Raw genomic sequence first — 11,428 nt, 5'->3', positions numbered from 1 at the left:
GTTGAGGGGGAAGCAAAGTTGATCATCAAGAAGTTCGTCAGGATCGCCAACGTCGGAAGGTTCTCCAAGCTGTCTCCAGACGGCGACGTTGAGCTGAAGGAGATCACCCTCATCTACGCCGAGAATGGCTACGGAAAGACGACGATCGCGGGACTCATCCGCTCCCTGAAGACAGGAGAGGCCGCCTATCTCTCGGAGCGGGCCACGCTTGGTGCCACTGGCAAGCAAGGCGTCGACCTGCTCCTTGGATCGGGCTCGGTTGCGAAGTTCCGCGACGGGGCGTGGAGTGAGACCAACGGGAACATCGAGATTTTCGACGCCACGTTCGTGAGAGAGAACGTCTTCGCCGGTGACGCGGTGGACAGCGAGCACCGTAGGAACCTGTACGAAGTGGTCGTCGGAGCCGCGGGAGTGGCTCTCAGGAACAAGATCGACGACATCGACTCGGAGGGGCGAGGCGTTGCCCGCGACATACGTGCCGCGGAGCAGGCGATTGACGACTACATGCAGGGACCGTTCACCAGAGATCGGTTCCTTGAGCTTCAGCAGGATCCGGATGTCGCGAACAAGATCAGCGCCGCCACGACGAAGCTCAACGCGAGTAGGAACTCGAAGAAGATTGTCGGCCGCAAGGGGCTCGACGCGCTGTCGGTTCCGCAGTCACCACGGGGTGTGCTCGACCTATTGAAGACGGAGGTGCAGCAAGTAGCCGTCGAAGCCTTCGCGGCGGTGAAGGCCCATCTCCAAAACCGTCTCGGCGCCGGTGCCGAGGGCTGGATACGCCAAGGGCTAAGCTACGGCGGGGAAGGAGACTGCCCCTTCTGCGGGCAAGACACGAGTGATGTGGAACTGGTCCAGGGCTTCTCAGCCTACTTCTCGGACACGTACAACGAGAAGGTCGTCCAGCTCCAGCAGGCCAAGAATCGGCTCGAACAGGAGTTCGGGGATCGGGCTTGGGCACATGTCCAACAAGTCGCGTTGGAGAACGATGCCACGGTGGAAGCCTGGGCTGACCTGTCGGATCTCAGCGCCGCCAAGCTGTCACTCGGTCGGCTTGAGAAATCGTGGCGGCATCTCGTGGCCGTCGTCGGAGAGAAGCTCAAGGAGAAGTTAGCGAACCCGACCCAGAGTTCGGGTGACCTGACCGACGTGGAGGCCGCTCTGCGGGACTACGAGGATGCGGCGACCGACGTTCGCAAAGCCAACGACAAGGTGCAGGTGGCCAATGACACCATCTCCCAGCTCAAGCGGGACGCAGCGTCTACTGACGACACGGCGGTCGAGCAAGAGCTTCGCCGGCTCCGCAACATCGAGATCCGGCATGACCCCAAAGTCCAAGGGCTCTGCGATGAACTCGTTGCGCTTCGAGCGAAGAAGGTGCGACTCGCCGCCGACAAGGACGAAGCCAAGAACGAGCTAGAGGCCCAGTCCGGGAGCGTGCTTCAGCAGTACGAGGCGACGATCAACGGCTTCCTCGAACGCTTTGGGGCATCGTTTCGGATGACGGGCACGAAACCATCGTTTCCAGGGGGCAAGGCGTCTTCCACCTATCAAATCGCCATCCGCGACGTGGCCGTTGATCTGGGCGACTCTCGCACCAAGCAGGGCACGTGTTTCCGGACCGCGCTCAGCAGCGGTGACCGGAGCACGCTCGCCCTCGCCTTCTTCCTCGCACGACTCGACCGAGACACCGATCTCGACAAGAAGCTGGTGGTCTTCGACGACCCGTTGTCGAGCTTGGATTGCTTCCGCTCAAGTTGCACACAGCAAGAGATCCGACGAACGGCAAGCAAGGCGGCGCAGGTCATCGTTCTCTCGCACGACGCCTTCTTTCTGAAGAGCATGTACGACGACGAGCGTGGAGCGAAGACGCTGCACATTGTCGGCCGGGCCGATTCACACCACATGAAGGCATGGGACATCGAGGAACACTGCGCCTCCCAAGCGTACCGCGACTACTTCTTGCTCAAGTCGTTCCTTGCCGAAGGCGTGCCGACCAAGAGCGACCTCACCGGCGTGGCCTCCAGGGTGAGGCCCTATGTCGAGGACTACGTGCGCCACAAGTACCCCGGCGACTTCCAGGGCTTGATGACCCTTGGTGACTGCATTCGGAAGATCAAGGATGCGCCGGGAAGCGATGGGCCCGGAGCGTTCAAGTCCAGGGTCCAGGACCTTGAAGACATCAACGAGTTCGGGCGGCGGTTCATGCACGGCGGTGGGTCGGTTCCTGCACCGCCGTCTGAGTCCGAGCTGACGACCTACGTGAAGCGGGCCATTGACCTGGTACAAGGCGCCTGACCGCTCGTGTGCCATCACATGCACGGCGGCGACCGACGCCACTACCTGTCCTACGGCATATCCCCCAGCCTCAGCTTGGCCTCGTCCATCGCATAGTGGACGCACGACCACGTGAGCCGCGTGCTCGTCATCGAGTTCGTACTTCGCCAGTTCGTCGTCACCAGCCTCGCCAGCGATCACATCGGCTGTCTTGAGCTTACCCAGGTGGTCGATGAGCGTGGCGACGTTCGCCTGGTTGGCCTCAGCGTCGTTGGCCTTCCAGGTGCTGCCGTCCTTCTTCAGCGTCACAGGCGCGGCACCCTTCACCGTGAGCACGACCTCTGTGACGGCTTTCGGGTCGATGCTGAGGCTCGGCGGCTCGACGCTGGAGGCCGCCACACGAGCGTTTGGGGCCACCGGCGCGGCGTCTCCGCCAACGACCTCTGCAACGCTCCACTTCCCGGAGTCACTCTTCTTGAGGCGTACCTCCAGCTCGACCCCCTCGAAGGTCGCCGGCTCGGGCGGGCATGGCTGGTTCTTACTGCTGCCGCAGTTGGGCTTCTGGGCCTCGCACTTTCCGGACAACCTGAGCTTCGCCGGCCAGTAGCCATCCTTCTCGTTGTGGGCCCCACGTTCGGTCACCTCGACCTTGGTCACCTCGGTGATCTTGCCGTGCATGACCCCACAGTCCGAAGAGTCCTTGCCGGTCAGGGGGTTGAGGCCCCTGCTCTTGACGGCGACCTCTGAAACCGCGGCGGTGATCTCGCCATCGGAGGGCCCGCTGTTGCAGGCCCCTACAACGAGGGTTCCAAGGGCAAGGACAAGTCGCCAGGTGGTCGCAGGTAGAGCTTGCTTCGTCATGGCATCCCCCATGGTGGTGCGTGCCCGTCGGCACCTTCGCTTGGCGCAGGTTTGTGAGCCCGGCCACTCCGGTCAACGAACAAATACCCACTGTAGTGGGCTCCAATAACGTGGGTAGCTTTGCGACACCATCGAGGTGGACCACACCTCCTTCGCCAAGAAGCTCGGAGCCAACCTGCGGAAGGCTCGTTGGCTGAAGGGGTGGACGCAGGAGGATGTGGCCGCTCAGGGGGTGACGCTCCGCTATTACCAGGAGATGGAGAGAGGCGAGCGCAACCCGACTCTTCGGCTTCTTCTGGAGCTGGCGGACATCCTCGGGGTCACCGTCGCCGATCTCGCCAGCGTCCCCGGCGCCCGACCGAGCGATCCGCCGCTCTCGGCACGCAAAGCGCAGCCGCCGCCGAGAGGCAGGAAGCCCAAGAAGCCGAGGCACTGATCACCACCGCGTCACCGTCGCCACGATCTCAGCCGCGGCGTCGTCGAGACGCCCCTTGGCGTGATGGACCTCGGACGCGGTGAGAGCAACACCCAGGAAGACCTGCCGGCCGGCTGCGAGAGCCTCGGCGAGCAGTTCCTTGGGATCGTCACCGACTTCGCCAAGGACGTGGGTGACGTTGGCGACGATGGTGCCGTCGGTCGTGACTGCCATCGGGGAGTCGAGGAACGGGTTTGGGGGGCGGCGGCGTCGGGGCATGGGGGTTCTACGCCGCTGCCGATCTGGAAGTGAACCTAGGCGCTGTCCGACGACGCCTCAGCGCGGACGGGGTACATAAAGGAGAGCATCTTCGGCGTCGCAGGCGGGGTGCCCTCGTGGTGGTCCCAGCCCCCCATGAAGATCATCGTCGGCGAAACCGCGCCGTCCGCGTGCTGCACGTCTTCAGCAGAAAGCATGAGCACATGATCGATCAAAGGGCGGCTCGACGGCTGGCCCAGGAGCAGGAAGTGCCGCTCGCGGCCCGTCTTGCGCTCGACTGCCGAAACCCTTGGTCCGAGCCACCGCCCACCTGGCTCAAGGTTGTCGACGATGTCCCGTTTTCGCCGCCACTCGCCAGAGATGCGGAGGCTGGTACGTTCCTTGTCACGTAGATCGAAGGGGAGCAGCAGCGTCCTCTTGTTCTTCTTCAGAGCGAGCTGCTTGAAGCCGTCGATCCAGTAGACGTGCAGGTCGAATATCCGACCGATGGGGCCGTCGAGGCGAAACGACCTTCGCCGCGGAAGCAGGTCTTGCCCGCCCGACTTGGAGAACTGCACGATGCCGGACGTGTGGTGCGAGAACTTCACGTCCTCGGTAACGACGACGCCATCACGCTTGAGGTCGAGCTTCTTCGGGTTGGGCTGGATCGCCGGGTCGACTGCGGAAAGGACGCCGCGCTTCGTATCCAAGTACGGGAACGGAATGTAGATGCTGCCATCCTTGCCGAAGAGGATCCGGAACAGCTTGTAGCGACCCTTCAAGGTGACGGCGTACACTGTGGTGTCGGCGGCGGCGTGGTAGCGGAGGGGGCCATCCTGAACGACGCTCTGTTGGTCTCCTGAGATGATCGTAGTTGTCATCAAGCACCTCGAAGCCGCGGTGTGAAGGATCTAGCTGACGGCCGGGTGCTCGACCAGTGCTCTACGGAGGCGAGCTTCAGCTCTGCCATCCTCACCTCAGCACGGCTGACGGAGGAGCCCGGCCCTTATGGACTCGCAACAGATCAGCAGAAGTGTTGCGAGCGACCCGCTGACCGTTCCAACATGGTCGGTCGTGAGCACATACCTCCTTGATACGTCTGCCGTGCGTGCTGTCGGTCGTACGCAACTGGAACAAGCAGCGGAGAGCCACGACCTGCTGCTCTCGCCTTGGTCCCTATGGGAACTAGCGAGCCACCTCGACGAGGCGGTTGGGCAAAGCGACGCCAGTGAGAGCTTCATGCGGCAGCGTGGGCAGGTTCTCAAGTGTCGGCTGCTCACGCTGCTGGATGAGCCCTTCGCGGAGCACGCCGACGAGGTAGGAGCCCGGAGCGTCGTAAACCCAACGCGGTTCGACGATCGCCATGTCGCGAACGAATTTCTGACCGCTCTCGGAGGCGCACAACGTGCTGACGACTTCTTCTCGTCCACGATAGAGTACCCGGACGGCACGCCAGCTCGACTGACCGACGTAGCTGCCAACATTCGCCGTGAACTCCAGGTGGAAGAGACGCGCTACGTGGCGCACATTCGCCAGATTGGTCGCCTGCTGGAGGAACACGTTGGTGTGGACCGCTTGAGGGGCGAGACCGCCGACGATGACCTTGTAGAATCAGTGCTCGCACCCTGCCGAAATCTGGCGGCCGGGTATGCCGGCGAAGGTATCGACGATCCGATGCTCTTCGGGAACGTGGTCGCATCGGCGTTCCTCCACCTGGCCTACAAGCACCAGCGGGCCAAGATGAGTCTAGTTGCCGCGGGGACGGCGGATGCCATGAGCGTCGACGCGAACGACTTCGAGGATGGCGCCATCACCTTTCACGTCAACCTGTTCGGGAATCGGACGTTGGTGACCGGTGACGAAGGAACTCGTGGTGCGCTGGTGTCGTCGATCGACGCCTTGAAACGGTCCGTCAAGAGCAAGGGCCTCTCACTGCCAATTGCCGCGAGGGTCATTGGCACGGCCGAGTTCACGGCAGAGGTGGGATAGCGGAAAGCTCGTCTACGACCACACCTTCTCCACGCCTCGACGAACATCCTCGTCCACCAAGCTCGCGTAAACCTGGGTTACGATTGGCGACGAGTGCCCAAGCTGCCGCTGTGTGAGCCGCAGATCCCTGGTCCGCCGATACAGCTCCGTTGCGTAGCTGTGCCGCGTGGCGTGAACGCCCCAAGTCGTAGGAAGGCCGGCGGCTTCGAGAGCCGCCTTCCAGATCCGGTGGACGCCGGATCTGCTGAGGCCAGCACCACGTTGGCTGACGAATAGCGGACCGTCAGCGTCGACCTCCTTTCTGACCTTGCTCGTCCACAGGACGAACTCGTCGAGGTACTCGGCGAGCGTCTTGGGGATCGCAACGAGGCGGGCTCTGTTGCCCTTGCCGCGTCGGACCAGGACATGCCCGGTGTCCAAGAAGATGTCACCAACCACCAGGTCGCAGACCTCAGATACCCGGAGCCCGGTGCTCAAGAGCACCTCGATGATCGCGGCGTCCCGCACCGCCTTTCTGTCGCCACTGCCCCGCCCGCGTCGTCGCCGTAGTTCGAGGTGCTCCCGCAGGCGTTGCACGTGGTCAGCGGTGAGGAATTTGTCTGGCGTCACGAGCCACGTCTTGCGGTGTGTCATCCACCGATGATCATGGTGCCGACGGCCTCGGCCCAGCTCCTCGTGCCCCGCCGGCCACCGACGAAGCACCACAAAAGACAGAAGCCGCCTCGCCGGCGGCCTCGACCCCGCCGCCGAAGCGAACGGGGGTGGTAGGAAGAACCTACGCCCGCCCCTGCCCTCGGACAACCAGGCAAAACTCACTTGCCGGTCGTAACATTTGTGTTACGCTCATTAGTGGAGTTTTCTGATGGCCAGCAAACGCAAGAAGACCGGCTTCGACAAGTTCTTCGACGAGCAGATGCGGGACGCCAAGTTCCGCGAGGGCTACGAGAAGATCCGAAACGAGATCGACATGGTCGATGCGTTGGTCCGTGCGCTGGACGCTGCCCGAGTCGATGCCGGCGTCTCGAAGGCGGCGCTTGCAAGGCAGATTTCTGCCGAGCCCGCGGCGGTCCGGCGGCTGTTCACCGCCGAACGAGCCAACCCGACGCTTGCAACCTTCGCGAAGCTCGCCGATACCCTGGGGTACGAAGTCCAGTTGGCGCGGAAGGCACCCACACCGCGGAGCGCCGCAAAGAAGAAGGCGACCAAGCAAGGTGGTGGCAAGAGGCGGTCCGCTTCCAAGGCCGATGCCGACGAGGCGGTGGCTAGCTGAGCACGCTGCGGGGCGTGCGCTTCTTGTACTCGTCGGCTAGCTCCCGGACGGCCTCGTAGTCGCGGTTGCGGAACGTGGTCCGGAACTTCTTCGACATCCCCGTGATGATCACGATGCTCGGGCCCTTCAGCCCCACGTCCACACCACCGCGTTCGAGTAGACAGAACAGGCGGAAGTGCTCGCGCTTGGGGCCGTTCACGCGGATCTCGTAGTAGCCCTTCATCTCGTCGTGCATCGCCTCCCAGTAGCCACCGCCGGAGAAGCTCGGGGGCGGCGCCTCGGCGACGGCTTTGAGTACCGCGAGCATCGTCTGCCGCACCTTGTCGGGGCAGCCTTCAAGGAAGGTCTTGCCAGGCACGGACTGGTCGGCATCGTCGTCCTCGTGCCGGCGGAAGAACTCGATGAACCACGGCTCCGGCTCTTCGGGCTTCGCCGCCTCAGCCCTCTTGGTGGTCTTCTTCTGCGACTTCCGATGTGCCACACCGCGACTCTATCGGAGCCGGAGGACGGCAGTTATCTGATGTTCGACGACGCCCAATCTGCACAGGTGGACCGGCCATCTGCACAGGTCTTTCGTTACCGATGGCAGGACGTGCGGGAGCCTGCAATTCCAGGTGGTTTGAACGCTGGTGCTCGAAGCTGCACAGGTGGTTGGCCAATTCCTAAACCGTTGGTCGGAGGTTCGACTCCTCCCGGGGGCGCCAAGCTCATTCAGGCTTGGATCTGTACCTGTGCAAGACGGGCTGCTTCGCATGGTTCTGGAGGCGGGCGTGGCCGGAAACGCAGATCGTCCCACCGCTAGGGCACTCGACGCCCCCGACCACTGTGGATCTTCACGTTCGACTCGTTGGCGTCGAAAGCGGCGCCGGACACGTCCGGATCGCTTTGGCGCCCTTTGAGCCATTCTGGCAGCAGCTCGACTACCGTCGGCCGCACCGTCTCCTCTGTTGCGGGCATCCGTTCAAACCCGCGGCTAGCGGCTGGCGGCTGATGCTGGGGCCCTCTGGGAGAGCTGCTCCGCCTTCCGGCGTAGCGCGTCCCGATGGCGGCCCGGCTGATCCGCTGCGGAAAGGACAGCGCGTGCGACCTCGTCGCGACCGGCGGCCACGGCCTTGTCGACCATCATGACGATGGGGAGCCACGCATCCGACCCAAGACGGAAGGCAAGGTGCTCGAAGGCGTCGAACCGCTCGTGGGCAACGAGGAGCGTGGCCCACATGGAGAGCACCTTCTGGTGTTCGTACTCGCGGCCGTTGATGATCAGCTCAGCTCGGGTCTCGGCCAGGATCTGGACGGCGAGATCACCGTGCTCACGAGGCACTGCCTCGAAGAACGCCTCCATTTCTTTCGACAGCCCGTAGTCCTCCCAGCACCCAAACTCGATACCGTCTCGAAGCACGACCTCGGGGTCGATCCCGGCGTGCCACACGTCGGCGCTGTAGCTTGCGACCACAGCATCGAAGATCGGACCCATGTCGCCGTCATCGTCGACATGTTCCATCAGCTCGACAATGACGGTCATCGCCAGACGGTCGAGCGCAATCTTCGCTGCCTTTGAAGCTGCCATCGACCGCTGGCGCTCCCAGGTTGACTCCAGCAACTCGGCTACGAGCGGCGTGGCTCGGTAGTCGTAGTAGCCGCCGGGATGCACGAGCTTGTGGCCCAACACGGCCTCGTGGGTCTTGGGGTTGCTCGCGAACTTCTCCCAGTGCCCTCGCATGGCCCGCTCCCGCAGGATCTTCCTGGGGGTATTGATCATCGAGGGCGAGGGGTAGGCGCCCACATGGCGTTTTAATACCTTTTCGTCCGCTCGATGTCGCAAGCGGTAGTCGATGGTAACGTCGGCAAGCACGTCGTCGTGCGTGAGGCCCGCGGACAGTAGGCGCGTTTCCAGATCGAGAAGGTGGTTGAGCTTGCTCTCTACATCCCGCTTGTTCGAACCGCGGTTCTTGCCTGCTTGGCGCTTCAGCAGATCGACCAACTCCCACTTGCCGTGGGGCAGCTCGTGCATCACGACGACGAACCAGAGATCCCAGTGGGACAGGGCCTCGCCGCGGATCGTCGTCCAAAGCTCAGGGCCGTAGATGTTGGGGGACGCCGACTTGGACCTGCGGGACATTCACCGGGAGGTCTAGTGCATCGATACGCTCGCTGGAACGGCGGCGACGGTGTAGCCTGCTCGTCGCGGATGCGGGCCACGCTGACCGTGCCGATCCAGAACCGCCTCGTGTCGCCGCTCGCTTCCGCGCTGGGGAGAGCCGCCGCAGCGAGATGGCCGTGAGGCCGGCGCCTGCGGGATCGGCGACTTCGATCGTCAGCGGGCTTCCTGGACACCGCTTGGAACCACCTCGATGACGATCGAGACCTCCCGGCCTCGTCATCCGGGCGCCGACCACACCATCTCGACACCCCGCCTCACGTCCTCGTCGACCAGGCTCGCATACACCTGTGTCACCACCGGCGTGCTGTGCCCGAGCTGCCGCTGAGTCGGTAGCGTAGCAATGCCTCGCGGCATGCACTTCCCAGGTAGTTGGCAGTCCAGCGGCTTCGAGAGCCGCCTTCCAAATGCGGTGAATGCCTGAGCGAGAGGGTGATAGCCGTGTTGACTCACAAAGAGCGGGGCGCTGGTGCCGGTCTCTTCCTCGACGAGCACACTTTCCAGGCGATGAACCCGGCACTATGCCGGGCGAGCTTCTTCGAGATCGCGACGAGCCCGGCCTTGTTCCCCTTCCCGCGCCTCACAAGGACGTTTGCCGCATCGAGGAAGACGTCGCCAACGACGAGATCGCAGACCTCGGAAACCCGGAGGTCGGTCCCGAGAAGGGTCTCGACGACGACCGCGTTCCTGACAGCCTTCTTGTCCTCGGTGTCGAGCCCCACCTACCGCTTGCGTTCGAGGTGTTCCGGAGACCAGCGACCTGCTTGCCGCTGAGGAATTTGTCCGGAGTGACCATCAGCACGACGGAACGCTTCTATCCAGCGCGCCCAAGCGTTGCAGGTCCCCCGCGAAAAGCGGGCGCGAGGATGCTGCCCCCTGTGCTCCAAGCGACAATGTGCTCCGCCGGTGCAGAGGGTTGCGCTGTCGCGCTGTCGCAGGCGCCAACCCAGTGCTACGTTCAGCCCTGGAGATTGGCATTCGTGGCCCAAACCGCTTTTCCGCCAACTGTTCGGCCTAGCGTGCTTCCGCTCTGGGACTTTGAAGCCGCCCTTCGGCGCCTTCCGGCAGAATTGCGCGCCACGGTCGCCTGGACGAAAGCCCCGGCGCTGGCAGCGCTCGCCCGCCTGGAAAGCGAACCGCTCACGGATCACTTGCTCGAAGACGTTGGCATGGCGCTCGGTAGGCCGCTCGTCGCCGTGACCAGCGCGCTCTGGAAAGCACTCGCAAGCCGCGACGCCTGGCAGTCGGAGTTGGAGTCTGCTCTTCGTCAGGATACGGCGCTCATGAACCAATTCCTGGCGGACACCGACGCACGTGAGACATTGGCGTGGTGTCTGGGGATTGTGCGCAGTCTGGTCGGGTTGACCAGCATCGTGAACATGGACGTGCTGGAACGCTTGCACGAAGAGGAGCTGGCTTCTGTTGTTCAACAGCCTCAGTTCGTGCTCCTGATGAAGGGACAAGCCGCTCTGCTCGGTGCGCTTCAAGTCGCGCGTAATCACGGCGACCCGGGCCGCGCTGCTGAGCTCCTCGAGGCGGCATTCATGTTCCTATGCGAGCTACAAGACCGTTTGCGTCAGGATGGATTGTGGTTGAATCCCTTCGTGGGTGAGTCTCCAGATGAGCGAGCCGAGCGTACCCTTCGGTATGCGCGTCAGGCACGAGAAGCGCTGTCCGAGGACGACGCCGAAACACTGGACGCTGGGCGGCTTCGAACCCTGCGATGACCGACTTTCTGTTCGACACCAACGTCGCGCAGGCGCTCATCGACCCTCGCGTGGCGAAGCGGTCCCCGCAGATGGTCGCCGAGGTCGAGGCCCGTGTCCGGCAGCAGGGCGGTCTGGTGATCTCCGTCGTGACGGCTTATGAGCTGCGCCGTGGCGTGCGAGTGCTTCGGCTACGTGACAGGGGCCGTCGCAAGGAAGTTCGGATCGAACGGCTCATTCGAACGGCGGATGTGCTCGGGCTCGACGTGCCCGCATTCGGTGCCTGGATGGTTGCAGCGGAGTTGTTCGCTCAGGCTAGCGTCAAGAGGCCGAGCATCGTGATCGATGACGCCGATCTGCTCATCGCCGCCACAGCCAAGCACTACGGTCGCACTCTCGTGACGTCCGATGCGCGACTAGCTGAGAATCTGGAGGCGGTCGGTCAGGGACCGGCAATCGATCTGCTCCGGGTCACCTAGCGCTTCGAATACGGG

15 protein-coding genes are annotated in these 11,428 nt (G+C 63.4%); 7 read left to right on the top strand and 8 right to left on the bottom strand.

The genetic code is table 11. From position 1 onward, the window contains the following. Positions 1 to 18 precede the first annotated feature (18 nt). The 3 genes from H6717_03145 to H6717_03135 all read left to right on the top strand — a co-directional run bounded on the left by H6717_03145 (position 19) and on the right by H6717_03135 (position 3,574). Positions 19 to 2,298 carry an AAA family ATPase gene (locus H6717_03145; GenBank protein ID MCB9576015.1) on the top strand — a complete coding sequence of 760 codons (2,280 nt, stop codon included), beginning with the start codon at positions 19 to 21 and terminating at the stop codon, positions 2,296 to 2,298. 120 nt (positions 2,299 to 2,418) lie between these two features. Then, positions 2,419 to 3,024 (top strand): hypothetical protein, encoded by a 606-nt coding sequence (locus H6717_03140; GenBank protein MCB9576014.1) that lies wholly within the window; start codon positions 2,419 to 2,421, stop codon positions 3,022 to 3,024. Between the two features lie 289 nt (positions 3,025 to 3,313). After that, complete coding sequence (locus tag H6717_03135; protein ID MCB9576013.1) at positions 3,314 to 3,574, top strand: helix-turn-helix transcriptional regulator; 261 nt, start codon at positions 3,314 to 3,316, stop codon at positions 3,572 to 3,574. Here H6717_03135 and H6717_03130 read toward each other — a convergent pair whose 3' ends face one another. Both H6717_03130 and H6717_03125 read right to left on the bottom strand, forming a co-directional pair. Then, positions 3,575 to 3,787, bottom strand: coding sequence for a hypothetical protein (locus tag H6717_03130; protein ID MCB9576012.1), 213 nt, complete (start codon positions 3,785 to 3,787; stop codon positions 3,575 to 3,577). A gap of 80 nt (positions 3,788 to 3,867) precedes the next feature. Then, positions 3,868 to 4,593, bottom strand: coding sequence for a hypothetical protein (locus H6717_03125; protein ID MCB9576011.1), 726 nt, complete (start codon positions 4,591 to 4,593; stop codon positions 3,868 to 3,870). Positions 4,594 to 4,885: 292 nt separating this feature from the next. Here H6717_03125 and H6717_03120 point away from each other — a divergent pair, with 292 nt between their 5' ends. Beyond that, positions 4,886 to 5,800, top strand: a complete 915-nt coding sequence (locus H6717_03120) for a hypothetical protein (protein ID MCB9576010.1) — start codon at positions 4,886 to 4,888, stop codon at positions 5,798 to 5,800. A gap of 12 nt (positions 5,801 to 5,812) precedes the next feature. Here the strand turns inward: H6717_03120 and H6717_03115 are convergent, their stop codons facing one another. Further along, positions 5,813 to 6,433, bottom strand: a complete 621-nt coding sequence (locus H6717_03115) for a phage integrase family protein (GenBank protein MCB9576009.1) — start codon at positions 6,431 to 6,433, stop codon at positions 5,813 to 5,815. A 229-nt stretch (positions 6,434 to 6,662) separates the two neighbouring features. Here H6717_03115 and H6717_03110 point away from each other — a divergent pair, with 229 nt between their 5' ends. Then, complete coding sequence (locus H6717_03110; GenBank protein MCB9576008.1) at positions 6,663 to 7,070, top strand: helix-turn-helix domain-containing protein; 408 nt, start codon at positions 6,663 to 6,665, stop codon at positions 7,068 to 7,070. Here the strand turns inward: H6717_03110 and H6717_03105 are convergent. From H6717_03105 to H6717_03085, 5 genes are all read right to left on the bottom strand, one after another. After that, positions 7,063 to 7,551 carry a hypothetical protein gene (locus H6717_03105; protein MCB9576007.1) on the bottom strand — a complete coding sequence of 163 codons (489 nt, stop codon included), beginning with the start codon at positions 7,549 to 7,551 and terminating at the stop codon, positions 7,063 to 7,065. The genes H6717_03110 and H6717_03105 overlap by 8 nt on opposite strands. 317 nt (positions 7,552 to 7,868) lie before the next feature. Then, positions 7,869 to 8,027: a hypothetical protein gene (locus tag H6717_03100; GenBank protein MCB9576006.1), complete on the bottom strand. Its 159-nt coding sequence runs from the start codon at positions 8,025 to 8,027 to the stop codon at positions 7,869 to 7,871. A 16-nt stretch (positions 8,028 to 8,043) separates the two neighbouring features. After that, a complete protein-coding gene (locus H6717_03095) occupies positions 8,044 to 9,081 on the bottom strand; it encodes a hypothetical protein (GenBank protein ID MCB9576005.1) in 1,038 nt (345 codons plus the stop codon). Positions 9,082 to 9,447: 366 nt separating this feature from the next. Further along, positions 9,448 to 9,585 (bottom strand): hypothetical protein, encoded by a 138-nt coding sequence (locus H6717_03090; GenBank protein MCB9576004.1) that lies wholly within the window; start codon positions 9,583 to 9,585, stop codon positions 9,448 to 9,450. Positions 9,586 to 9,677: 92 nt separating this feature from the next. Next, a complete protein-coding gene (locus H6717_03085) occupies positions 9,678 to 9,950 on the bottom strand; it encodes a tyrosine-type recombinase/integrase (GenBank protein MCB9576003.1) in 273 nt (90 codons plus the stop codon). A 297-nt stretch (positions 9,951 to 10,247) separates the two neighbouring features. Here H6717_03085 and H6717_03080 point away from each other — a divergent pair, with 297 nt between their 5' ends. Then, the gene (locus H6717_03080; GenBank protein MCB9576002.1) at positions 10,248 to 10,955 is read left to right on the top strand and encodes a hypothetical protein; all 708 of its coding nucleotides are present in this window, start codon (positions 10,248 to 10,250) and stop codon (positions 10,953 to 10,955) included. After that, the gene (locus tag H6717_03075) at positions 10,952 to 11,413 is read left to right on the top strand and encodes a PIN domain-containing protein (GenBank protein MCB9576001.1); all 462 of its coding nucleotides are present in this window, start codon (positions 10,952 to 10,954) and stop codon (positions 11,411 to 11,413) included. The genes H6717_03080 and H6717_03075 overlap by 4 nt, the downstream gene beginning before the upstream one ends. Positions 11,414 to 11,428: the final 15 nt, after the last annotated feature.

The sequence above is a fragment of the Polyangiaceae bacterium genome (assembly GCA_020633235.1).
GTDB lineage: Bacteria > Myxococcota_A > Polyangia > Polyangiales > Polyangiaceae > JACKEA01.
Note: the sequence above shows the minus strand (reverse complement) of the source record. Positions and strands in the feature narration are given on the sequence as shown.